Here is a 22,624-nt window from a genome sequence, read left to right on the forward strand (position 1 = left end):
GGAAGGGTGGCGCAGCGGCGCACGCTGTTCGGTGGCAGGGCCCGGTACTGGTTCGACAGCACGCTGGCCCGCGGTGCCGCCGTGCTCGTCGCCTGGATGGCGCTGCTGTGCCTGGTCATCGTCCTCCCGGCCAGTGCGGTGCTGGCCTGGACCGACCCCGACGTGTCGGCGTCCCTGGCGGGCCGGCTGGCGCAGGTGTGGCGCCACACCGGCAGGACGCTGCGGCTCGGCGGTGCGACGGGTCCCCCGCTGCGGGTGGCGATGTCGGTGCTGCTGGCGCTGGTCACCCTGCTGTACGTCTCGGCCCTCGTCGGCCTGATCACCACGGCGCTGACGGAGCGGCTCACCGCGCTGCGCCGGGGCCGTTCCACCGTGCTCGAAGAAGGGCACGCCGTGGTCCTCGGGTGGTCGGAGCAGGTGTTCACGGTGGTGAGCGAACTGGTGGCCGCCAATGCCAACCAGCGGCGGGCGGCGGTGGTCGTGCTGGCCGACCGGGACAAGACCGTCATGGAGGAGGCCCTGAACACGAAAGTGGGCCCCCTCGGCCGTACGCGGCTGATCTGCCGCAGCGGGCCCACCACCGACCCGGCCGTGTTACCCCTGACCAACCCGGCCAAGGCCGGTGTGGTGCTGGTCATGCCGCACGACGAGCCCGCCGCCGACGCGGAGGTGGTCAAGACGCTGCTGGCGCTCAGGGCGGCCCTGTCCGAGGTGGCCAGCCGGCCGGCCGTGGTCGCCGCCGTCCGGGACGACCGCTACCGGCTGGCCGCCCAACTCGCCGCCGGGCCGGGCGGCGTCATCCTGGAGAGCGACACCGTCACCGCCCGGCTGATCGTCCAGGCGGCGCGCCATCCCGGGCTCTCCCTCGTCCACCAGGAACTCCTCGACTTCGCCGGCGACGAGTTCTACCTGGCCAGCGAGGCGGCCCTGGTCGGTCGCCCGTTCGGCGACGCGCTGCTGTCCTACACCACGTCGAGCGTCGTCGGGGTGATGCGAGGGGAGCTGCCCCTGCTCAACCCGGCGCCGGAGACGCTCATCGCTCCCGACGACCTGCTCATCGTCGTCTCCCGTGACGACGACACGGTCTGGCTGGACGACTGCGCCGGGCTGGTCGAGGAGGCGGTCATGGCATCCGGCCCGCCGACTCCCGCGCGAGCGGAGCGGGTTCTCCTCCTGGGCTGGAACCGCCGGGCGCCGCTCATGGTCGACCAGCTGCGACGCCGCTCCCGGCCCGGATCGGCCGTCGACGTGGTGACCGACCACGGTGAGGCGACCGTGCGGCAGGTGGACGAGGCCGACGCGGACAGCGGCAACGAGCTGAGCCTGACCCTGCACCACGGGGATGTCACCCGTCCCGAAACGCTGCGCCGCCTGGACGTCTGCTCCTACGACAGCGTGATCGTGCTCGGCCGGGATCCCGCTCCCGGCCCGTCGCCGGACGACCCCGACAACCGCACGCTCGTCACCCTCCTGCTGCTGCGTCAACTGGAGGAGACGACCGGGCGCGAACTGCCGGTCGTCACCGAGTTGGTCGACGACCGCAACCGGGCGCTGGCCCCCATCGGCCCCGGTGCCGACGTGATCATCAGTGGCAAGCTCATCGGTCTGCTCATGGCACAGATCTCGCAGAACCGGCACCTGGCGGCGGTGTTCGAGGAGTTGTTCTCGGCCGACGGCACCGGGGTCCGCCTGCGGCCGGCCACCGACTATGTGCTGCCGGGGAGCGAGACGTCCTTCGCCACGGTCGTGGCGGCGGCACGGCAGCGCCAGGAGTGCGCCATCGGTTACCGGACGCACGGCGACCCGTCGATGAGCCTCGGCTACGGGGTGCGGATCAATCCGCCCAAGGACGAGCGGCGCCGCTGGACGGACGACGACGAAGTGGTCGTCATCGGCAGGGACTGACGGGCGGCCTCACGGACGCGGCCCGCACGCGGGCCGACGTGAGCCGTCCCGTGTGCGGGCCGCGTCCGCGGGGTCAGTCCTTGTCGACGTGTTCCCGCAGCATCTTGCGGTTGGTCGCGTCGATGTCGAACGTCGTCTTGTTCCAGTCCTCGGTCGTCACGACGTCGACGGACCACTTCGGCGCGCCGCCGTCCGTGTCGTCGAGTTCCACGGAACTGACGGTGCCCTTGGTCTTGTCGGTGGCGGTCCGGGCGGCCTGCTGCGCGGTGACGGTGGCCTTCTTCAGCAGGGCCGCCAGTTCCCGCTTGTCGTCGGTGTCCTGGTCCGCGTCCGCCCGGGCCTTGCCGGCCTTGCCGGTGACCGCGTCGATGTCCAGCAGGTGCTTGGCACCGTCGCCCGTCGCCACCTCGGCCTCCCACTTGGGAGCCTCCGGCGGCCCCTTGAGTTCGAGGGAGACCGGCTTGGAGCCGTCCACCGCGCCCACCGCGGTGCGCAGGGCCTCCTCGTGGCCCGTCTTCACTTTCGGGATGAGCGCCTTGCGCTCGTCCTGGTCCTCGGTCAGCGGGGAACCGCTCCCCGAGACGGACGGTGTGACCGCGGCAGTCCGCGCGGTGGCCGCGTCGCTCTTCGTGTCGTTCCCGTCGTCGTCATCGCCGCAGCCGGTGAGCAGGACCGCCGTCGCGGCCGCCGCGCACACCAGTCCGGTGCCGCGCACGACCGGGAGTCGCCGACGCCTCTGAGCAGAGTTTCTGTCTGTGGTGACCATGAGGGCACGTTAAGCGACATATATCGCAGATGCCCGCAAAAGAGGTGCCAGAAGGGGGATGTGCACCATCAGAGGGACCGGGCCTACCACCAATAGGCGGGGTAGCGGGGGCTGCCCGGGCGTACCCGTGAGGCGGCCCAGCCGGTCACGACGAGCAGGACGGCCGACCCCAGCAGCAGCGGTACGAAGGTCCAGGGCGCCGGCGCGTGCAGGACGATCACCACGGCGGTCGCACACGCGGGCGAGTGCGGGGTGCGGGCCACCGTCATCACGGCCAGGCCGATCCCGGCCGCTATCGCCGCCGCCCACGGTGAACCGCCCGCGATGCCGAGCACCCCGTATCCGACACCGGCGCACAGCAGGTGGCCGACGACCACGCTGCGCGGCTGGGCCAGCGGCAGTCCGGGCGCACCGTGGATGATCGCGGCCGATGCCGCGAGCGGGGGTATCAGCACGGGCTCGTGGATGAGCGAGCCCACGGCGACCAGGGCCAGCAGGACGGCGGTGACGGCGCCGGCGCTGTGGGCGGCGGTGCGCGGCGGCGGCGGGGCCGGGGCGCGGCCCGCGAGGCGGTCCAGGACGCGGGGCCCGGCAGGCGAAAGCGGCGCCTCTATGGCTTCATCGATGCTCAAAGAAGTGATCTTTTTCGGGGCTCGGCCGTCAGGGGAGCCCCGCGCGGCAGGTGAGGAGAAGGGCAAACGCCCGCAATTCTACGCTTCTCCCTGTCGTCGCCGCAGGTCAGGGGTGCCGTCAGCCGCTCTCATGTCAGGGCCGCGAGTTCCTCCGGAGTACGCGGGCCCTCCCCCGCGCCGGCCGGGAGCCCGTGCGCCCGCAGCAGCTCCGCGACGGCGATGCCCCACGGCAGGCGCAGCCCCGCCTGGGCCAGCAGGTCCCGGCGGGCCAGCATGTCCGCCACCGGGCCGGTGCACACCCCCGAGGGCGTCAGCAGGGCCGCGTCGTCCGCCCATCGCAGGGCCAGGTCCACGTCGTGGGTGGCCATGACCACGGTGGTCCCGGTGTCCCGCAGGCCCTGCAGGGTGGCGAGCAGGCGCTCCTGGCCGTCGGGGTCGAGGCCCGCTGTCGGTTCGTCGAGGATCAGCAGGCGTGGACGCATCGCCACGGCCCCCGCGATCGCGGTCCGTTTGCGCTGGCCGTAGGAGAGGAGATGGGTGGGGCGGTCGGCCAGGGCGCTGATGTCCAGGGCCGCGAGCGCCTCGGCGACGCGCGCGCGGACCTCGGCATCGGGCAGACCGAGGTTCAGCGGCCCGAAGGACACGTCCTGTTCCACCGAGGCGGCGAACAACTGGTCGTCCGGGTCCTGGACGACCAGCTGAACGGTGGTCCGCAACCGCGTCAGACCCTTGCGGTCGTACGTGACCGGGGTGCCGTCGGCCCTCAGGTGACCGGTGTCCGGTCGCAGGCCGCCGCTCAGCAGCCGCATGAGGGTCGTCTTGCCGCTGCCGTTGCGCCCGAGCAGCACGAGTGCCCTGCCCTCGGCCACGTCGAAGTCCAGGTCGCTGAGGACGGCCGGCCCGTCCTCGTACGCGTAGGAGGCGCCGCGCAGCACCAGCAGGGGCTCGCTCATCCAAGAAGCCTTTCCATGACGAAGGTGAGGGCGGTCAGGACCGCCAGGAGTGCCACGCCCGCTCCCACGAACCGCCGCGAGACGCGGGCCTCGGGCACCAGCACCCGCAGGGTGCCGTCGTAACCGCGTCCGGCGAGTCCGCCGTGCAGCCGGCTCGCCCGGTCGAAGGCCCGCACGAACGACGTGGCGCCCAGACCCGCGAGGGAGCGCCAGGCGGCGGCCCGTGTGGTGTGGCCGAGGCGTGCCGCCTGCGCCTGGCGGATGCGGGTCATGGCGTCCAGGAGCAGGAAGCTCATCCGGTAGGTCACCAGGGCGACGTCCACGACGGGCGCCGGGATGCCCGCCTTGACCAGGCGGGGCAGCAGATCCGACATCGGGGTGGTGAAGGCGAACAGGAGCACGCCGAGCGAGGCCGCCGAGGTGCGCAGGAGCAGGCCTCCCGCCCGCGCGGGCCCTGACTCCGCAAGGCTGACGAACCCGTCCGGGCCGCCGAGCTGGACGAGCAGGGTCAGCGCTCCGGTGACGCAGAAGCCGAGCGGTACGCGGTAGGCGCGCCACAGTTTGCGCGGCGGCACACCCGCCGGGCCGAGCAGCAGGACGATCGCGGTGGCCGCGACCAGGGCGGCGCCCGGCCAGGGCGGCAGGGAGATCGCGAGGAGGGTGAGGCCGAGCCCGAGTACGGCCTTGTCCACGGGGTGGCGGCGGCGCCAGCGACTGCTGTGCGCCGCCACGTCGATGGGCAGCACTGCCGGTCAGAGCTGCCCGGTCTTGGGCTCGGCGCCCTCGTCATCCGGGAGCTGCTCGGCGTGGGCCTCCTGTGCCTGCCGGCGTTCGGCGCCCTGCCTGCGGCCCTTGCGCAGGCCGAAGTAGTACGCGAGGACGCCGGCGCCGAGGGCCGCCTGGAGGGCGAAGAGCGCGGATTCGATTTCACCAGAGGGGGGCTCGTACAGGGGTGAGAACCACGGTTTGTAGTCCGGCTCGAGTTCGGTGATCGCCGTCTCCGCCTGGGCGTCGGCGCCGGTGAACGGTTCCTTTTTGTGGTCGCCGAGCCCGAGCGCCAGGGGCAGCACCGCGAGCGCCGCCACGACCACGAGCAGCAGGAGGTTGATCTTCGTGTTCCGGCTCATCATGCGCTGGCCTCCCTGTGCGTCTCGTGCGCCTGCTGCTTCGCGGGGGTCTCCTGCGTCGCGGGGGTCTCGTGCGGCGTGGCGGGCCGTTCGGCCTGCGGCAGCACGCCGAGCCGCGCCAGTTCGCCCCTGCTGGACTGCACGAGCAACCGCATGACCAGGACGGTGAGCAGCCCCTCGCTGACGGCGAGGGGGATCTGCGTGACGGCGAAGATCCCGCCGAACTTGCCCAGCGCGCCGAGGAAGCCGCTGCCGGGGTCCGGGAACGCCAGGGCCAGCTGGACACTGGTGACGCAGTACGTGGACAGGTCGGCGACGAAGGCCCCGAAGAACACGGCGGCCATCAGCGGCACGTCGAACCGCCTGAGCAGCCGGTAGACGGCGTAGCCGGCCCACGGCCCGACGATCGCCATGGAGAACACGTTGGCGCCCAGGGTGGTGAGCCCGCCGTGGGCGAGCAGCAGGGCCTGGAACAGCAGTGTGATGGTGCCGAGCACCGCCATGATCGGCGGCCGGAACAGGATCGCGCCCAGTCCGGTGCCCGTCGGGTGCGAGCAACTGCCCGTCACGGACGGGATCTTCAGGGCGGAGAGAACAAAGGTGAAGGCCCCGGCGGCTCCCAGGAGCAGGGTGCTCTCGGGGTGTTCCTTGACCTCACGGGTCAGACAACGGACTCCGTGGACGACGAACGGCGCGGACGCTACGCCCCAGGCGATCGCGTGCGCCGGCGGGAGGAAACCCTCGGCTATGTGCATGGCTCAGCAGACCCTCTCCAGCACCTCGTGGATGGACAACGTGCCTTGGCCGGTCTCCTGGCTGACGGGTCGTACCGACCGGACTCCGCCTTCCCGGGCACATGTGTGCCCAGTGGCTGCCGCGAGGGCTGGAGCCGGACTTCCCGATCACAGTGGCGAGGGCCGCACCGGCATCACACCGGATTTCCCGTTCACCAAGGCGTGGTGACATTAGTGCGCGACGGAGGGGCCTGACAACTTGCCCGGGCGATTCCGATCGTGGTCAGACGAGCCCGACACCCTGCGGGAACGGCCCCACGAGGACTCCCGGTTCGCTCGAGCAACGCCCGTGCGGCGTGTCGGCAACACGAGAGCGACGCGTTCACTCGATCGTGAGTTTCGGCCGGGCCGCACCCTGCGGGTGGTCATCCTGTGAGCGGCGACACGAGACGGTGGCCGGGCGGATGGGCCCCGGCGGAATGTCCTCCTGGGGGAAATGTCATGACGCGGGAAGCGAGCCGCATCGTCGGCTTCGGCGAGCGGGCGGTGCTGCTGGCGGCGGGGCTGGCCGACCTCGGGGTCAGCACGCTGGGCACGGCGGTGGGTACGGTACGAGGGCTGCTGCACCGCTCGGACGCGGCGGACCTGGCGGCGGACGCCGAGCACGATCTGCTGGCGCGCGGGCGCCTCGTGCGGGACCGGTACGCGGCGGTGCCCCCGGCCCACCTGGAGATCCTGGCCCGGCGCGCGCTGGCTCGGCGGGCCGCCGATGGCGTCTGACCTGTGGGAACCCGCACGGTTCAAGGACCGCGTCGACGCGGTGCTGCGTGAGTTCGTCGGCCAGGAGGCCGAGCGCTTCGCGGACGTCGATCCCCTCCTTCATCCGGTGGCCGAGCAGCTGGCGGCGGCCGTCGCGGACGGCAAGCGGCTGCGGGCGGCCTTCTGCTACTGGGGCTGGCGCGGGGTGGGCCAGCCCGACAGTGACGCGCTGGTGCGGGCGGCGGCCTCGATGGAGCTGGTGCACGCCGCCGCGGTCGTGCACGACGACCTCATCGACGACAGCCCGCTGCGGCACGGCCGCCCCACCGCCCATGTGGCCCTGCGGGGCTGTGTGCCCGACCGGCCCCGCGCGTCGGCCGACGGCAGGTCGCTGGCGATGCTGGTGGGCGATCTGCTGATGGGGCTCGCCGGGCAGCTGTTCGCCGCCAGTGGTCTGCCCGCCGCCTATCTGGCCCGGGCCCGCCCCCTGTGGTCGGCGCTGGCCCGGGAGCTGATCGCGGGCGAGTGCCTGGAGATCCTACGCACAGGAGCCGACCCCGACACCGCGGCCTCGCTGAAGGTGATCCGGTACAAGACCGCCAAGTACACCGTCGAGCAGCCCCTGTTGATCGGCGGGGCGCTGGCGGGTGCGGCCGGCCGGCTGCGGGCGGGCTACACCGCGTACGGCCTGCCGCTGGGTGAGGCGTTCCAGTTGCGCGACGACCTGCTCGGCCTGTTCGGCAGCCCCGAGCGCACCGGCAAGGCCAACGCCGACGACGTGCGCGGGCACCGGCCGACGGCCCTGCTGGCCGAGACCTGGCGCCTGGCCGGAGCCGGTCAACGGGATCAACTGCGTGCCCTGCTGGGCCGGCCCGATCCGGGCGCGGCGGATCTGCACGCCGTCCGCGAGGTGATGTGCGCGCTCGGGGCGCCCGACCGTATCGAGGACATGATCTCCGTCCGGGTCGAGGAGGCCCTGGACGCCCTGCACGAAGCGGACCTGCCGACACCCGCCGCCAAGGCCTTGACCGATCTGGCGCATGCGGCGGCGGCCCGCCTGTCCTGACCCCCGCGTGGGACGGCGGCCACCCGGTCCTCGGCCTGCCTCCCTCGGCCGTGGCCATCACCTTGGAAGACGAGGAACCCTGTCATGCTGTACACCGAGGCATCGATGAACGCCTTGCGCGAACCCGGGGACGAACTGGCCGATGCCACCGTCGCCACGCTCTTCGAGCGCGGGGAGGTCGGCAAGTTCAACACGTTGATGCGTTACGTCTCCACCGCCGGCTCTCCCCTGCCGGACGGGCTGCCGGACGTCGCCAGGGACTATCTGGCGGCCACCAGCCATCCCCCGCCGTGGGTGGACTGGGGCGAGATGGAGAAGGCCCGGCTGTTCTTCATCGACAACAACGTGCACATCTCCACGGCCCTGTCCTTCGCCTCCATGCCCGCCTGCTACGTCGTGCCGGTCGTGGCGAAGCTGCTGTCGACGACCCACGGACTGGCGTACCCCTCCAGGCGGATGGCGGAGACGGGCCAGTTCACCGTCTACCTGATGCGGCCCGACGCCTTCGAGGCGGGCAGCCGTTTCATCCCGGCCGCGCAGAAGGTCCGGCTGCTGCACGCCTCCATCCGGCATCACCTCAAGCGGGAGAACCGCTGGGACACCGCGGTGTTCGGGACACCGATCTGCCAGGAGGACCTGATCGGCGGGCAGATGTTCTTCTCGCTGCTCGTGCTGGACAGCCTGCACCGGCTGAACATCCACATGTCGACAGAGGGTGCAGAGGCGTACTACTACGCCTGGCGTGTGGTCGGGGCGATGCTCGGCATCGACCAGGAGGCCGTACCGAAGACACTCGACGAGGCCCGGCAATTCCTCGACCTGTACATGATCCGTCACATGGGGCCCTCCGCGGAAGGCGTCCATCTGACCCGGCAGCTCATCGACCTGTACGAGGAGGTCGTGCCCGGCACCTTCTTCGACCCGATCGTCTCCGCCCTCATCCGCCACCTCGTCGGTGACACCTGCGCCGACTGGCTGGGCGTGCCGAGCACCGCGTGGGACACCGTGGTCAAGACCGTGCCCCGCCTCCTGGGGGTGCTGGAGACGATCGAGGACCGCTCGCCGCTGGGCGCCTGGGCGCTGGACCGCCTCGGCAGCCTCACCGCGACCCTGGAACTGTCCTCCCTCACCCGCGGGCGTGTCATGCACTACGCCATTCCGGAAGACCTCAGGAAGGAGTACGGCGTCTCCGGCTCGGTGCCCCGCACCGGCCGGTGGACCCCGCCGCCGTCCACGGTCTCCTGATCGGGCCCCGGGAGCGCGGTTCAGCCGGCGGTGCCGGAACGGATGGCGAAGACCTGGTCCAGGCCGGCGACGGTGAGGATGCGCAGGGTGTTGGCCGGGACGTCGACCAGCGTGAGGTCGGCGCCCGCCGCCTGGGCCCGCTGTCGGGCGGCGAGCAGGGCGGTGATGCCGCTGGAGTCGCAGAAGTCCAGGCCGGACAGGTCGATGACCAGGCTCTGGCCGCTGCTCAGGGCCAGGGTGTGGAGCTGATCGCGCAGGTCCGCGGACCGCTCGTAGTCGAGCGCGCCACTCACGTGCAGCACGGGACCGGATTCGGCGTCCTGGCGAGTGATGTTCAGTGGGCTCATCTCACTGCTTCGGTGTCGGACGGGCACTCGGGCGGGCGGGGACGCCGAGCGCGAGCAGGGCGGTGTCATCGTCCAGGCCCTCACCGAAGCCCTCCAGCAGCTTGGCCAGGGAGGTGATCACCGCATCGGCCGAGGTGGAGAGGGCGTCGTCGAAGAAGGCGCGCAGGGCGTCGTCGCCGAACATGCTCTCGCGGCTGCGTCCGGCGCGGGCCTCGGTGAGCCCGTCGGTGTAGAGCAGAAGCGTGTCGCCGGGACCGAGCGTGGCCTCCGCCGTGCTGAAGGGCGCGTCCGGCAGGGCGCCCACGAGCAGGCCCCCCGGGGTGGGGACGTAGTCGGTGTCGCCTGCCGCTCTTACGACCAGCGCCGGCGGGTGCCCGCCGGAAGCCAGCCGGATGGTGGCGCGCTCCCCGTCCGGTTCTATGACGCCGAAGATGGCGGTGCAGTAGCGGGGGTCGCCCCCGGCGGTGTAGCGGTCGTGCAGGACGGCGTTCAGGGTGGCGAGCGCCACGGCGGGCTCGGGGTCGTGCAGGGCGGCGGCGCGCAGGGTGTAGCGCGTCAGCGAGGTGAGCGAGGCCGCCTGGGGGCCCTTGCCGCACACGTCGCCGAGGAAGAACGCCCACCGTCCCCCGCCCAGGGGGAACAGGTCGTAGAAGTCGCCGCCCAGGAGGTCCGGGGAGGCGGTGTGGTAGTAGACCGCCGTCTCGAGGCCGGGCACGTCGGGCAGCATGTCGGGGACGAGGGTCTGCTGGAGGGCTGCGAGCGCGTCCGCGAGCCGTTCGCGGTCGGCCTCGGCCTGCCGGCGCGCCTGCTCGGCCTCCGCGCGCGACCGCTCGGCCTCGGCGTGTGCTTCCTCGGCCTCGGCCCGGGCCTGTTCGGCCTCCTGGCGCCGGCGCAGGAGTTCCTGCTCGTAGGCGCGCCGGTCGGAGGCGTCGAAGACGGTGGTACGGATCAGCAGCGGCTCGCCGTGGCTGCCGTGCTTGACCAGGGAGGAGACCAGGACCGGCAGCCGGCGCCCGTCGGTGGCCTTCATCTCCAGCGCGATGCCGCCCAGCTCACCCTGCATGCGCAGCAGCGGGGCGAAGTGCGTCTCGTGATACAGCTTCCCGCCGACGGTCAGGAGGTCGGCGAAGCGCATCTCGCCGACCACGGCGTCGCGCTCCATGCCGAGCCAGCCGAGCAGCGTCGAGTTGATCTTGGCGATGGTGCCGTCCATCAGCGTCGACAGGTAGCCGCACGGTGCCGATTCGTAGAGGTCCTCGGCGCTGTCCTCCAATAGCGCCGTGAACGCGGCGTTCGTACCGGCCGCGCCCCCGGCTCCCGGAGGCTCTCCGCACGGACGGCACATCACTGCCGTTCCTCCAGGAAACCGAGGATCGCTTCGGCGGTGGCCTCCGGCGCGCTGAGCTGCGGGCAGTGCCCGGTGGCGTCCAGGGTGACCAGGCGGGAGGCGGGGATCGCGTCGCGTACGTACGCGCCGACCTCGCGGGGCGCGATCACGTCCTCGGCGCACTCCAGCACGAGGGTCGGCACGGTCACGCTCTTCAGGTCCTCGCGGCTGTCCGACAGGAAGGTGGTCCGGGCGAAGACGCGGGCGATGGCGGGGTCGGTGGCGCAGAAGCTGTTGGTCAGCTCCTCCCCCAGCTCCGGGCGCTCCGGATTGCCCATGATCATCGGGGCCATCGCGGAGGACCAACCGAGGTAGTTCGACTCCAGCGAGTCGAGCAGTTCGTCGATGTCGTCGGCGGTGAAGCCACCGCGGTAGCTGTCGTCGTCGATGTAGCAGGGCGAGGGCGCCACCATCACCAGCGCCCCGATCCGCTCCGGCGCCGCGTGTGCGGCCATCACCCCCACCATCGCGCTCACCGAGTGACCCACGAACACCGCCCCTGCCAGGTCCAGCTCCTCGCAGACCTCCACGACGTCCTGGGCGTAGCCGTGGAGGGAGGAGTACCGCTCCTGGCTCCAGGCCGACAGGTCCGAGCCGCCGGAGCCGACGTAGTCGAAGAGGACGACCCGGTGGCGCTCCGCGAGTGCGGGCACCACCAGCCGCCACATGTTCTGGTCGCAGCCGAATCCGTGCGCCAGGACCACCACCGGCCCGTCGGCGGGACCGGTGACTGTCACGTTGTTCCTATGGCGAATGTCCATGTCGGCCATCCTCACAGGCCACTGATCGCACTTGTCGACCGGGCCTCCACAAACGGAAGCAGGCAGGTCATATGACCCATACGCAGACGATCATTTTCGGCCAACCTTAGTGCAGTGCTTAACAGGAGGCCAGGGCGGTCTGGCTGGCTCCGCAAGTGATCAATAGCCTGTGCGCGTTGCCTGTACCCACCAAGGAGCCCTATGTCCGCCGCGCTGCAGGTCCCCGACATCCTCTCGCCCGAGTTCGCCAAGGACCCCTACCCGGCCTACCGGGCGATGCGGGAGCGCGCGCCGCTCTTTTGGCACGAGGCGACACAGAGCTGGATCGTCTCGCGGTACGAGGATGTCGAGCGCGTGTTCAAGGACAAGGGCTCGCAGTTCACCACCGACAACTACGACTGGCAGATCGAGCCCGTCCACGGCAAGACGATCCTCCAGCTCAGCGGCCGTGAGCACGCCGTGCGGCGCGCGCTGGTCGCGCCCGCCTTCCGCGGCGGCGATCTGCGGGAGAAGTTCCTGCCCGTCATCGAGCGCAACTCCCGCGAACTGATCGACACCTTCCGCCACACCGGTGATGTGGACCTCGTGGCGGGCTACGCCACCCGCTTCCCCGTGAACGTGATCGCCGACATGCTGGGCCTCGACAAGGCCGACCACGCCCGCTTCCACGGCTGGTACACCACCGTCATCGCCTTCCTCGGCAATCTCGCGGGCGATCCGGAGGTGGCGGCGGCCGGCGAACGGACCCGGGTGGAGTTCGCCGAGTACATGATCCCGATCATCCGGGAGCGCCGCGAGCACCTCGGCGACGATCTGCTGTCCACGCTGTGCGCCGCCGAGGTCGACGGGGTGCGCATGAGCGACGAGGACATCAAGGCCTTCTGCAGCCTGCTGCTGGCCGCCGGCGGCGAGACCACCGACAAGGCGATCGCCAGCATCTTCGCCAACCTCCTGACGCACCCCGAGCAGCTCCGGGCCGTCCGGCGGGACCGCACGCTGATCGCCAGGGCGTTCGCCGAGACCCTGCGGTACACGCCGCCCGTCCACATGATCATGCGGCAGTCGGCGACCGATGTGGAGCTGTCCGGTGGCACCGTGCCCGCCGGGGCCACCGTGACCTGCCTGATCGGCTCCGCCAACCGTGACGAGCGGCGCTACCGCGACCCGGACCGCTTCGACATCTTCCGGGAGGACCTGACCGCCACGACCGCGTTCTCCGCCGCGGCGGACCATCTCGCCTTCGCGCTCGGGCGGCATTTCTGCGTGGGTGCCCTGCTGGCCAAGGCCGAGGTGGAGATCGGCGTCGACCAGCTCCTGGACGCGATGCCCGACGTACGGCTCGCCGAGGGCTTCGACCCGGTGGAGCAGGGAGTGTTCACGCGGGGCCCGCAGTCCCTGCCCGTCCGGTTCACGCCCGTCCCGGCCTGACCGTGACGCGGGGCGCCGCCCGGGCGGGCGGCGCCCCGCGCGGGCTCAGTGCGTGACCGGCGTGAACTGCACCGGCAGCGACATCAGGCCGCGCATCCAGATGGACGGGCGCCAGGTCAGCTCCTCGGGCTCCACCGCGAGCACGAGGTCGGGCAGCCGCTCCAGGAGCGTCTCGACGGCGGTGCGGGCGATGACGTCCGCCAGCAGCGGTGCCGGGTAGGGGCAGCGGTGCTCGCCGTGGCTGAAGGAGAGGTGGGCGGAGTTCTCCGGGCCGACGTGCGACTCGGGCCAGATCTGCGGGTCCGTGTTGGCCGCCGCGAGGCCGAGGACCAGGCAGTCGCCGGCCCGGATCTGCCGCCCGCCGAGCTGGGTGTCGCGCACCGCCCAGCGACCGATGAAGTTCTGCGTCGGCGTGTCGAGCCACAGCACCTCGTTGAGGGCCTCGCCCACGCTCAGCCGCCCGCCGGAGACGTTCAGGGCGAACCGCTCGTCGGTCAGCATCAGGCGCAGCGTGTTGCAGATCCAGTTCGCCGTGGGCTGCTGGGCCGCCGCGATGATGGAGATCAGGTCCTGGACGATCTCCTCGTCGGTCAGGCCCGCCGGATGCAGCAGCATCCGCGAGGTGACGTCCGCGCCGGGCCGCTCCCGCTTCTCCTTGACCAGGAGCTGGATGCGCTCGCCGACGCGGGTGTACGCCGCCACGGGGTCGTCGCCCTCCCCCGCGTCGAGCGAGATCCGCAGGTCCTCGACGAGCTGCTGGGTGTCGGTGCCGGTGTGCGGCATGCCGCACATCTGCACGGCGGCCCGCATGGGCAGGGCGTGGGCGTACGCGCTCATCAGCTCCGCCTGGCCGCTGCCGGCGAACGAGGCGATCAGCCGGTCGGCGATCCGGCCGCTGTCCCGGGCGAGTTCGAACTGGTCGACTCCTTCGAGGGCCTCGGTGATCACACCGGCCCGCCTGCGGTGCTCCTCGCCCTCGGTGAAGAGCACGGAGGGCTGGTAGCCGACGAACGGCATCAGGGGCCAGTCGGCGGGGATGCGGTCCCACTGGTTCCAGCGGCGCGAGTCCCGGGCGAACAGCTCGTCGTGGCCGGTCACATAGCTGACCTCGGAGTAGCCCAGTACCAGCCACGCGGGCACGTCCCCGTCGAGCAGCACCGGCGCGACCGCGCCGTGCTCGCGGCGCAGGCTGCGGTAGAGCTGCGCGGGCGTCTGCTGGTACTCCAGACCGCCCAGGCGTACGCCGCCCGCGTGAGCGGGACACCCCGGCGGCGGGGCGCTCGGCTCGTAAGGGGATCCGGTCGGCTCGGTCACGGTGTCATCTCCTGGGCCATGGCCAGTTTGTAGAGGTGGTCCACGAGGGTGATCAGGACGTCCTTGCCCGACGATCTGACCCTCGCGTCGCAGTCGATCAGAGGGACGTGCCCGGGCAGCGCGAGGGCCTGGCGTATCTCCTCCAGCGAGTGCCTGGAGGTGTCGTCGTCGAACCTGTTGACCGCCACCACGAACGGCGTCTTGTGGTGTTCGAGGCGGTCGATCGCGTACCAGGAGTCGTCCATCCGCCGGGTGTCGACCAGGACGACGGCGCCCAGCGTGCCGGAGAAGAGGCGGTCCCACAGGAACCAGAAGCGCTCCTGGCCCGGGGCCCCGAACAGATAGAGCACCACGCGCTCGTTGAGGCTGATCCGGCCGAAGTCGAAGGCCACCGTCGTGGTGGTCTTGGCGGCCACCTCGGTCGTCTCGTCGACGCCGACACCGGCCTGCGTCATCACCTCTTCGGTGTTCAGCGGCCGGATCTCGCTGACCGAACGGACCAAGGTCGTCTTGCCGACGCCGAATCCGCCCACCACGACTATCTTCAGCCCGGTCTCGGCGGTGTCGGACAGCGGGGTACGGGAAGGCAGCTCAGAGGTTGCGGAGCCCATGGAGCACCTCCTTGAGAAGGGCGGATTCGGGGATCGAGGCGACCGATCGGGCCGCGCGGGGATGCCGGGCCGTGATCCGGCCCATGGCGAGCATGTCGCCCAGCAGGATCCGCACCACGGTGATCGGCAGCTTGAGTTCCGCGGCGATCTCCACCACGGCCGAGGGGTGCCGGCACAGGTCGAGGATCCGGGCGTGCTCCGACTGCATGCCCGCGGCCGGCTCGCACTCGCTCACCACCAGCGTGACCAGGTCGAACGAATCGTCGTCGGCCCGGCTGCGGCCGCCGGTGACCGTGTAGAGCCGGTCCGGGTCACCGATGTCCACGGGCCTGCGCGGCGTCACGAGGAGCCGCTGCCTTCACCCTCGGCGCGCGGTTCGGCACGCAGGTGCTCCCCGATCTGCTCCACCAGCTCGGTCATCTGGTGGCCCACCACGCCCGGGTCGGCGTTCTCGTCCGCGATGACCGCCAGGTGTGCGCCCAGCCCCGCTTCGACGATGAAGAGCAGCCCGCCGTGGAATTCGGTCATGGAGTGCCGGACGCCACCGGTTCCGTCGCCGAACTCGGCGGACGCGCCCTGGGCCAGGGCCTGGATGCCGGAACAGATCGCCGACAGCTGGTCGGCCTGGTCCAGCGTCAGATGCTCGCTCCAGCACAGCTTCAGGCCGTCCCGGGAGAGCACCAGGGCGTGCCGCGTGCCGGGGGTGCGCTGGAGAAGGCTCTGCAGGAGCCAGGTCAGGCTGTTGTCAGTGGTCTGCATGGTGGGTGGGGCGAGGTGCTTCGGGCATGCCCAGTCACCGGCCCGTGCCTCCAATCTCACGATCTTGAGCGGGGGAAGGGGGAAGGGGGCGCCGGACCCGGGCGCCGTGCGGGGGGTTTCGTCCTACTCGGCCGGTGGCCGACCGGGTGCGGCGGGGTGGCCGGGCGCGTCCGGGGGCTCGGGGGCCGTCGGGAAGGCCGGGGCGCCCCCGGCGCGGCGCGCGCGGTGGAAGGCGCCGAAGCGGGCACCGGCGTCCCGCGCCGGCTGCCCCGTCTCGCCGGAGAGGTCCCCGGTCCCCGGAGCGGATGCGGCGTCGGAGGCCGCCTTGCGCTGGCGGCGTTCGCGGTCCGCCTCGGCCATGGTGCGGCCGGGGGCGCGCACGGGCAGGCCGTTCGGCGTGGCGGCGGAAGCGGTCGGGGCCGGCCGGGCGGTGGCGTCCGCGACCGGGGGCAGCGCTGCGGGGGGCATCGCGCCGGCGGCGGGGAGCGCGACGGCCGGGGGTGCCGCGGGAGCCTCCGGGAGGGCGGGGTACGCCTCGGCCTCCGGAGCGGGCGCGGCGGGGAGCAGCGGGGTCGGCGGCACGGTGTCGCGGCGTACGGGCGGCTGCGGGGCGGGGTCGCGCTGCTGGGCGAGGAGCTGCGGCGGCAGGAGGACCACGACGCCGGTGCCGCCTCGCGAGGAGGGGCGGAAGTTGACGCTCATGCCGTACTTGGCGGCGAGGCGTCCGACGACGGCGAGGCCGAGGCGGGTGCCCTGGAGCGAGGCCAGGTCCGTGATCTTCCCGGAGACGGACTCCTCCGCGCGGCGCATGGCCGCGTCGGCCATGCGCAGGCCGCTGTCCTCGATGGTGACGACGATCCCGGCGCTGCGTTCCTCGACGTAGACGTGGACTTCGTCGATGGGCGGGGAGAAGTTCGCCGCGTTGTCCATGAGTTCGGCGAGCAGGTGCATGACGCTCTCGGCGGCGAATCCGGCGACGGCGACGGTGGTGGAGCAGTGCAGCCGTACCCGCTGGTAGGCGGAGATCCGGCCGACGGCGCCCCGCAGGATGCTCTCCATGACGATCGGCTTGTTCCACGCGCGGCTGGAGCGGCCGCCCATGAGCAGGGCCAGGCGGTCGGTCATCAGGCCGAGCTGGGAGGTGCTGTGGTCCAGCTTCAGCAGGTCGCCGAAGACCTCGACGCCATGGCGCTCCTGCATGTCCCGCAGGTCGGCGAGCATGCTCACGGACTTGGCCTGGACGCGGCTCAGTGCCTTGGCCGAGGCTGCCTGCGCGGCGGCGGCGCGGCGCTCGCTGTGCGCGAGTTCCCGGATGAACGATTCCGCGGGCAGGCGCAGCAGGGGGTTCTGCGGCCACTGGAGCGCGGCCAGGACGGTGTCGGCGGAGGCTCCCTCGCGCAGCTGCTCGATCGCGGCGGGCATGGTCACCGTGGTGAGCATGTCGAACTCGCCGGTGGCCTGGGCCAGTTGTCCTTGCGCGTGGTCGCGCTGGGCCTCAACGGCCTTGGCGTAGTGCACCGATTCCTCCATGGCGGAGGCGAACGTGTGCACGATCTGGCGCAGTTGGGCGTCCGAGGGGGGCGCGGTGCTCGCCAGGGCCTCCCCCGCCGGCGCACCGTCGCGCAGCTGCTTGACGAGCATGGGGAGGGTGACGTTCGCCAGGTGCGCGGACTCGGCGCCCTGGCGGCCGAGCTGGGCCTTCAGGGCTTCGGCCTCGGCGTGTTCGGCGGCGGCCGAGCGGCGGGCGCGCTGCCCGGCGGCGGAGCCGACGAGCAGACAGACGGCCAGGCACAGCCAGCCGACCGCTGTCGAGGCCGCCATCCAGCCACGGGCGGCGGCCGGTGCCGCGGCGAGCGCGAGGGCGCCGGCGCCGCCGGTCACCGCCAGCACGCCGACGGGCACGGCCCACGCGGGGCGCCCTGCCTTCGCTATGCGGCGCGGGCTGGGCGGAGCAGGCACTGACATTCAGCGGTCCCTCGGTCCTTGAGTGCAGGCGGACAGCGAGCCGATCGATGCGCATCGGTCGCAGGCCCGGAAGGGGACGCCAAGAGGACGTCGATCTTCCGGACCTCACATCGCGCCATGCTAGCCACTCGTCCGGGCGCGAACGTCAGCGAGGTGGAACTCCTTGCCCCGCAGGGAAGTTCGTCGTGATCTCGCCCCTTCGAACACACCTCGGTGATAGAGGAGTTCGACTCTTTCCGGACGCGGGGGGCTCCGCGCGGGCGCGGGCGGTATTTGACTGCCTCTTGGCACGCACACTCCGCGCCGCAGCGGGTACACGCAGCGGTGCACGCAACCGTTCACCCCCGCTCTAGGAGGAGTCATGCCGGGAATGATGACGAAGATCAAGGATTTCGTCCGGAGTCCGCAGGGCCGGCGCACCGTGGAGCAGGTTCGTCGCGCCTCCGCCGACCCGCGGCGCCGCGCCCAGGCGCAGAGCCTCCTGGGCAAGCTGCGCCGGCGGTGACGTGCCCGGCGGTCCTCGGCGGGTGAGACACCGGTCGGGGCGGCAAGCGGGGACGGACGCATATCCGTTCGCCTGATCCGGACCGCGCGTCCTACGCTCGGCCGCATGAGCAAGCCGCTTGTCGCCCTGCTGACCGGGGCGGGCATCTCCACGGACTCCGGCATTCCCGACTACCGCGGGCCCAATGGCCTGTGGCGGCGCGACCCCGGGGCCGAGAAGCTCGTCACGTACGACTTTTACATGGGTGATCCTGAGACCCGGCGTCGGTCGTGGCAGATGCGCCGCGAGACCCACACGCTGCGGGCCCGGCCCAACGCGGCGCACCACGCGGTGGCCGCCCTGGAGCGCTCCGGCGTTCCCGTGCGGGTGATCACCCAGAACGTGGACGGACTGCACCAGCTCGCCGGCCTCCCCGAGCGCAAGGTGCTCGAACTGCACGGTTCGGCGCGGTCGGTGGTGTGCACCGGCTGCCGTGCGCGGGCTCCGATGGAGGAGGCGCTGGCCCGGGTGGAGGCGGGTGAGGCCGATCCGCCGTGCCAGGTCTGCGGGGGCGTCCTGAAGTCGGCGACGGTGATGTTCGGCGAGCACCTGGATCCGGTGGTCCTCGGCGAGGCGGTGGCGATCACCAAGGCCTGCGAGGTGTTCATCGCGGTCGGCACCAGCCTCCAGGTCCAGCCGGCCGCCGAACTGGCCGGGCTCGCCGTCGACCACGGCGCACGGCTGATCATCGTCAACGCCGAGCCGACGCCGTATGACGACCGTGCCGATCGCCTCGTGCGCGAGCCGATCGGCACGGCCCTTCCGGAACTGCTGCGGTCCGAGGAACTGACGTAGCCGCGCTGGGCCGGTTGCCGTCGTGCGGATGCGTCGAGGGGCTTGGCACGGTCCACTGCCTGCGTGGAACGCGGCAGGGAAGGAGCCGGTCTCGTGGCGCAACAGGGCAAGGTCGTGGTCATCACCGGGGCGTCGAGCGGTGTCGGGAGGGCCTGTGCCCTGCGGTTCGCCTCCCGGGGCTGGGCGGTGGTGCTCGCCGCGCGGCGGGCCGCCGAGTTGGCGGAGGTCGCCGCCGGGTGCCGGAAGCACCGGGGCGCACGGGCCCTCGTCGTTCCCACGGACGTGACGGATGCGGAGGCGGTCGACCGGCTCGCCCGGCGGGCCGTCGCCGCGTACGGACGGATCGACGTGTGGGTCAACAACGCTGCGGTGGCCGCCTTCGGATCGCTCCAGGAGGTTCCCCCGGAGGTCTTCCGGCGGGTCCTCGACGTCGACGTCCTGGGCTGCGCGCACGGCGCCCGCGCCGCGCTCGGCATGATGTGCGAGCAGGGCGGCGGCACCCTGGTCAACGTCTCCTCGGTGGTCGGGGCCGGCGTGGTGCCGTACAACATCCCCTACGTCGTCTCGAAGGCGGCGGTCCGGGCGCTGGGCGGCAGTCTGCGCCAGGAGATGCGGCTGGCGGGGCAGCGCGGTGTCCATGTGTGCACGGTGCTGCCCGCGACCATGGACACGCCGTTCTTCGAGAGCGCCGCCAACTATTCGGGCCGCAAGGTGCTTCCCATGGCGCCCGTGTACACGGCCGAGCGCGCGGCACGGACGGTGTTCCGGCTGGCCCGCCGGCCCCGCCGGGAGGTGTACGTCGGTCCGGCCGGCCGGCTGCTCGGGATCCAGTCGAAAGTGGCGCCCGCACTCGTGGAGCGGCTCCTGGCACACCAGATGGACCGCTCCCACCTCTCGCGCGAGGAGAGCGCCGCACCCACCTCGGGCAATGTGCTGCGTCCGCTCTCCCGGGCCGGTTCGGTGGGCGGCGGGTGGCACGGACGCAGGCGCACGGCGGTCCGGAGGCTGGGTACCGTGACCCTGGCCGCCGGGGTCGTTCTCGCGATGGGCCGACGCGCCTGGGGCGGACCCGGACGGGCGTAGCCGTCCGGGTCCGCCCCAGGGGGTGGGTCAGACGGCCGCCGGGAAGCGGTCCCAGACGCGGTGCCGGCCCAGGAGTCCGACCACTTGCTCCAGCGCCTCCACGCCGCTGCCGGCGAGGACGACACCCGGTGCCGCGTCGGTGATGCCGGCCGCTTGGAGCGCCGCGTCCGCCCCGGCCCAGCCGGCGATCGCCTTGCCGTGGCGGAAGGCCTCGGCCGCCATCAGCAGGATGCGCGGGTCCACGGCGGTCCCGGTGCCCGTCGGTTCACCGGCCTTGGCGTCCCTGGCTCCGTACGCGTCGGCCCCCGGCGCCGGGGCCCCGGCGATCAGGAGCGCGTCGAACTCGACGGACCGGGCGTTGGCGAACGTCCGCTGGACCGCGATCGGCTCCTTGCCCGCGGCCAGTTCACCGCCGGTGGGCGCGACGATGAGCGGCACCATGCCCGCGTCGAGCACGGCGCGGCGCACCGAGCGCAGCCCGTCGAGGTCACTCTCCCCGTCCGTGACGATGCCGATGATCCGGCCCTCCACGGGCCAGGTCCCGCCGACCTGGGACAGGGCGGGGCTGGGCTCGGGGTCGGCCAGGTTCTCGGTCGGCTGCGGCGCGGGCAGGCCGAGGCCGGTGGCGACCTGCCGGCACAGCTCGGTGTCGATGTTGGCGAGGACCTGGAGCGCCCGTTCCTTGATGGCCTGCTCGTAGCACTTGCTCAGCTCGAAGGTGTACGCGGCGATGATGTGCTCCTGCTCGACGGGCGTCATGGAGCGCCAGAAGAGCCGGGGCTGGCTGAAGTGGTCGGCGAAGGAGGCCGGGGCCTGCCTGACCTTCTTCGCGGCCGGTACGTCGACGGGCACCTCGACGAAGGCACCGTTGTCCGCGCCCGCCAGGAAGGGGCAGCCGCCGTCGAGGGAGTTGGGCCGATAGGGGGCGGTGCCGGCGTGGACGGCGGTCTGGTGCATGCCGTCGCGCAGCATGTCGTTGACCGGCGCGTGGGTGCGGTTGATGGGCAGCTGGCCGAAGTTGGGGCCGCCGAGCCGGCTGATCTGCGTGTCCAGGTACGAGAAGAGGCGGCCGGTGAGCAGCGGGTCGTCGGTGATGTCGATGCCCGGGACGAGATGGCCGGGGTGGAAGGCGACCTGCTCGGTCTCGGCGAAGTAGTTGGTCGGGTTCGCGTTCAGGGTGAGCAGCCCGATCGGCTGTACGGGCGCGAGTTCCTCGGGAACGAGGTTGGTGGGGTCCAGCAGGTCGATGCCCTGGAAGCTCTGCTCGGGGTTGTCGGGGAAGACCTGGATGCCCAGTTCCCACTGCGGGAAGGCGCCCGCCTCGATGGCGTCGGCGAGGTCACGGCGGTGGAAGTCGGGGTCCATGCCGTTGGTGATCTGGGCTTCTTCCCAGGTCAGGGAGTGCACGCCGAGCTTCGGCTTCCAGTGGAACTTGACGAGGGTGGTGGCGCCCTCGCTGTTCACGAGCCGGAAGGTGTGGACCCCGAAGCCTTCCATCATGCGGTAGGAGCGGGGGATGCCGCGGTCCGACATGTTCCACAGCGTGTGGTGGGCCGCTTCCGTGTGGAGGGTCACGAAGTCCCAGAAGGTGTCGTGCGCGCTCTGGGCCTGCGGAATCTCCCGGTCGGGGTGCGGCTTGCCCGCGTGGATGATGTCGGGGAACTTGATGGCGTCCTGGATGAAGAAGACCGGGATGTTGTTGCCGACGAGGTCGAAGGTGCCTTCCTCGGTGTAGAACTTGGTGGCGAATCCCCGGGTGTCGCGGACCGTGTCCGAGGAGCCACGGGAGCCGAGGACCGTGGAGAACCGTACAAAGACGGGTGTCTCGGCGTCCTTGGCGAGGAAAGCCGCCTTGGTGACGTTCGCCGCCGTCCCGTACCCCTTGAAGATGCCGTGGGCCGCCGCTCCGCGGGCGTGGACCACTCGCTCGGGGATGCGTTCGTGGTCGAAGTGCGTGATCTTCTCGCGCAGGTGGTGGTCCTGGAGCAGGACCGGCCCGCGGGCGCCGGCCTTGAGCGAGTGGTCCGTCTCGTACAGGCGGGCGCCCTGCGCCGTGGTCAGGTAGGCGCCGCTCTGGGCCCGCGCGGAGGCGGGGGCGCCGGTGGGCTTGCCCGTCGGGGAGACCGCTTCCGGGCTCTCCTGGTCGGGCTTGGGCGGCAGGGGTTCGTGCGGCTCGGTGGGCTCGGCGACCGTCGGGGGCTGGGGGGCCGGTGCTCCGGGGATGTCGTTGCGGTGCTCGTCGCTCATGGTCGCTCCAGAAGTGAGGGAGGGGGGTGTCACAGCCATGGCCTCGGCGGGGCCCGCCCAAACAGGACGTTCGCCCGTCCAGCCGTGCCCCTGCGGCGGGAGCCGCCCAGTGGCACAGGCGCCGTGTCCGACGGGTCGCCCGTTGTGGGGAAGAGGCCGCGGGACGAGAGAGGGTGGACGGCGGCACGGTCCGGGT

Annotated in this window: 23 protein-coding genes and 1 riboswitch; of the genes, 8 read left to right on the forward strand and 15 right to left on the reverse strand. The window is 72.0% G+C overall.

The window, feature by feature from the left end; all coding sequences use genetic code 11:
• The first annotated feature begins 6 nt into the window (after positions 1–6).
• Positions 7–1,905, forward strand: a complete 1,899-nt coding sequence (locus ACZ5GP_RS09715; protein ID WP_468750313.1) for a CASTOR/POLLUX-related putative ion channel — start codon at positions 7–9, stop codon at positions 1,903–1,905.
• 73 nt (positions 1,906–1,978) lie between these two features.
• Here ACZ5GP_RS09715 and ACZ5GP_RS09720 read toward each other — a convergent pair whose 3' ends face one another.
• The 6 genes from ACZ5GP_RS09720 to ACZ5GP_RS09745 all read right to left on the reverse strand — a co-directional run bounded on the left by ACZ5GP_RS09720 (position 1,979) and on the right by ACZ5GP_RS09745 (position 6,138).
• On the reverse strand, positions 1,979–2,620 hold the full coding sequence (locus ACZ5GP_RS09720; protein ID WP_468750314.1) for a PepSY domain-containing protein: 642 nt from the start codon (positions 2,618–2,620) through the stop codon (positions 1,979–1,981).
• A 134-nt stretch (positions 2,621–2,754) separates the two neighbouring features.
• The gene (locus ACZ5GP_RS09725) at positions 2,755–3,303 is read right to left on the reverse strand and encodes an HPP family protein (protein WP_468750315.1); all 549 of its coding nucleotides are present in this window, start codon (positions 3,301–3,303) and stop codon (positions 2,755–2,757) included.
• 128 nt (positions 3,304–3,431) lie between these two features.
• Positions 3,432–4,256 (reverse strand): energy-coupling factor ABC transporter ATP-binding protein, encoded by an 825-nt coding sequence (locus ACZ5GP_RS09730; RefSeq protein WP_468750316.1) that lies wholly within the window; start codon positions 4,254–4,256, stop codon positions 3,432–3,434.
• On the reverse strand, positions 4,253–5,002 hold the full coding sequence (gene cbiQ, locus ACZ5GP_RS09735) for a cobalt ECF transporter T component CbiQ (protein WP_468750317.1): 750 nt from the start codon (positions 5,000–5,002) through the stop codon (positions 4,253–4,255). The genes ACZ5GP_RS09730 and cbiQ overlap by 4 nt, the downstream gene beginning before the upstream one ends.
• Before the next feature lie 6 nt (positions 5,003–5,008).
• Positions 5,009–5,383: an energy-coupling factor ABC transporter substrate-binding protein gene (locus ACZ5GP_RS09740; protein WP_468750318.1), complete on the reverse strand. Its 375-nt coding sequence runs from the start codon at positions 5,381–5,383 to the stop codon at positions 5,009–5,011.
• Positions 5,383–6,138: an energy-coupling factor ABC transporter permease gene (locus tag ACZ5GP_RS09745; RefSeq protein WP_468750319.1), complete on the reverse strand. Its 756-nt coding sequence runs from the start codon at positions 6,136–6,138 to the stop codon at positions 5,383–5,385. The genes ACZ5GP_RS09740 and ACZ5GP_RS09745 overlap by 1 nt, the downstream gene beginning before the upstream one ends.
• 30 nt (positions 6,139–6,168) lie before the next feature.
• A riboswitch (cobalamin riboswitch) is annotated at positions 6,169–6,352 on the reverse strand.
• 266 nt (positions 6,353–6,618) lie between these two features.
• On the opposite strand from ACZ5GP_RS09745, the gene ACZ5GP_RS09750 reads away from it, so the two are divergent.
• From ACZ5GP_RS09750 to ACZ5GP_RS09760, 3 genes are all read left to right on the forward strand, one after another.
• Positions 6,619–6,897, forward strand: coding sequence for a polyprenyl synthetase (locus tag ACZ5GP_RS09750; protein WP_468750320.1), 279 nt, complete (start codon positions 6,619–6,621; stop codon positions 6,895–6,897).
• Positions 6,887–7,942, forward strand: coding sequence for a polyprenyl synthetase family protein (locus ACZ5GP_RS09755; protein ID WP_468750321.1), 1,056 nt, complete (start codon positions 6,887–6,889; stop codon positions 7,940–7,942). Before ACZ5GP_RS09750 ends, ACZ5GP_RS09755 begins: the two co-directional genes overlap by 11 nt.
• Positions 7,943–8,026: 84 nt before the next feature.
• Positions 8,027–9,187 carry an oxygenase MpaB family protein gene (locus ACZ5GP_RS09760; RefSeq protein ID WP_468750322.1) on the forward strand — a complete coding sequence of 387 codons (1,161 nt, stop codon included), beginning with the start codon at positions 8,027–8,029 and terminating at the stop codon, positions 9,185–9,187.
• 20 nt (positions 9,188–9,207) lie between these two features.
• Here ACZ5GP_RS09760 and ACZ5GP_RS09765 read toward each other — a convergent pair whose 3' ends face one another.
• The 3 genes from ACZ5GP_RS09765 to ACZ5GP_RS09775 are packed head-to-tail and all read right to left on the reverse strand — an operon-like array spanning position 9,208 to position 11,682.
• A complete protein-coding gene (locus ACZ5GP_RS09765) occupies positions 9,208–9,534 on the reverse strand; it encodes an STAS domain-containing protein (RefSeq protein WP_468750323.1) in 327 nt (108 codons plus the stop codon).
• Between the two features lies 1 nt (position 9,535).
• Positions 9,536–10,879, reverse strand: a complete 1,344-nt coding sequence (locus tag ACZ5GP_RS09770; protein ID WP_468750324.1) for a PP2C family protein-serine/threonine phosphatase — start codon at positions 10,877–10,879, stop codon at positions 9,536–9,538.
• Positions 10,879–11,682: an alpha/beta fold hydrolase gene (locus ACZ5GP_RS09775; RefSeq protein ID WP_468750325.1), complete on the reverse strand. Its 804-nt coding sequence runs from the start codon at positions 11,680–11,682 to the stop codon at positions 10,879–10,881. The genes ACZ5GP_RS09770 and ACZ5GP_RS09775 overlap by 1 nt, the downstream gene beginning before the upstream one ends.
• Positions 11,683–11,883: 201 nt before the next feature.
• Here ACZ5GP_RS09775 and ACZ5GP_RS09780 point away from each other — a divergent pair, with 201 nt between their 5' ends.
• Positions 11,884–13,110 (forward strand): cytochrome P450, encoded by a 1,227-nt coding sequence (locus ACZ5GP_RS09780; RefSeq protein ID WP_468750326.1) that lies wholly within the window; start codon positions 11,884–11,886, stop codon positions 13,108–13,110.
• A 45-nt stretch (positions 13,111–13,155) separates the two neighbouring features.
• Here ACZ5GP_RS09780 and ACZ5GP_RS09785 read toward each other — a convergent pair whose 3' ends face one another.
• From ACZ5GP_RS09785 to ACZ5GP_RS09805, 5 genes are all read right to left on the reverse strand, one after another.
• Positions 13,156–14,424: a cytochrome P450 gene (locus ACZ5GP_RS09785; RefSeq protein WP_361084930.1), complete on the reverse strand. Its 1,269-nt coding sequence runs from the start codon at positions 14,422–14,424 to the stop codon at positions 13,156–13,158.
• On the reverse strand, positions 14,421–15,035 hold the full coding sequence (locus tag ACZ5GP_RS09790; RefSeq protein ID WP_358909792.1) for a GTP-binding protein: 615 nt from the start codon (positions 15,033–15,035) through the stop codon (positions 14,421–14,423). Before ACZ5GP_RS09790 ends, ACZ5GP_RS09785 begins: the two co-directional genes overlap by 4 nt.
• Positions 15,016–15,378, reverse strand: coding sequence for a DUF742 domain-containing protein (locus ACZ5GP_RS09795; RefSeq protein ID WP_468750327.1), 363 nt, complete (start codon positions 15,376–15,378; stop codon positions 15,016–15,018). Before ACZ5GP_RS09795 ends, ACZ5GP_RS09790 begins: the two co-directional genes overlap by 20 nt.
• Positions 15,375–15,794 (reverse strand): roadblock/LC7 domain-containing protein, encoded by a 420-nt coding sequence (locus ACZ5GP_RS09800; protein WP_358589276.1) that lies wholly within the window; start codon positions 15,792–15,794, stop codon positions 15,375–15,377. The genes ACZ5GP_RS09795 and ACZ5GP_RS09800 overlap by 4 nt, the downstream gene beginning before the upstream one ends.
• A 123-nt stretch (positions 15,795–15,917) precedes the next feature.
• The gene (locus ACZ5GP_RS09805; protein WP_468750328.1) at positions 15,918–17,759 is read right to left on the reverse strand and encodes a sensor histidine kinase; all 1,842 of its coding nucleotides are present in this window, start codon (positions 17,757–17,759) and stop codon (positions 15,918–15,920) included.
• A 361-nt stretch (positions 17,760–18,120) separates the two neighbouring features.
• Here ACZ5GP_RS09805 and ACZ5GP_RS09810 point away from each other — a divergent pair, with 361 nt between their 5' ends.
• The 3 genes from ACZ5GP_RS09810 to ACZ5GP_RS09820 all read left to right on the forward strand — a co-directional run bounded on the left by ACZ5GP_RS09810 (position 18,121) and on the right by ACZ5GP_RS09820 (position 20,181).
• Positions 18,121–18,264 (forward strand): hypothetical protein, encoded by a 144-nt coding sequence (locus tag ACZ5GP_RS09810; protein WP_468750329.1) that lies wholly within the window; start codon positions 18,121–18,123, stop codon positions 18,262–18,264.
• A gap of 105 nt (positions 18,265–18,369) precedes the next feature.
• Positions 18,370–19,098 carry an SIR2 family NAD-dependent protein deacylase gene (locus ACZ5GP_RS09815; RefSeq protein ID WP_468750330.1) on the forward strand — a complete coding sequence of 243 codons (729 nt, stop codon included), beginning with the start codon at positions 18,370–18,372 and terminating at the stop codon, positions 19,096–19,098.
• Between the two features lie 93 nt (positions 19,099–19,191).
• On the forward strand, positions 19,192–20,181 hold the full coding sequence (locus tag ACZ5GP_RS09820; protein ID WP_468750331.1) for an SDR family oxidoreductase: 990 nt from the start codon (positions 19,192–19,194) through the stop codon (positions 20,179–20,181).
• Positions 20,182–20,208: 27 nt separating this feature from the next.
• On the opposite strand, the gene ACZ5GP_RS09825 is transcribed toward ACZ5GP_RS09820, so the two are convergent.
• Positions 20,209–22,428 carry a catalase gene (locus ACZ5GP_RS09825; protein WP_468750332.1) on the reverse strand — a complete coding sequence of 740 codons (2,220 nt, stop codon included), beginning with the start codon at positions 22,426–22,428 and terminating at the stop codon, positions 20,209–20,211.
• Positions 22,429–22,624 lie beyond the last annotated feature (196 nt).

The sequence above is a fragment of the Streptomyces sp. NPDC031466 genome (genome assembly GCF_055581265.1).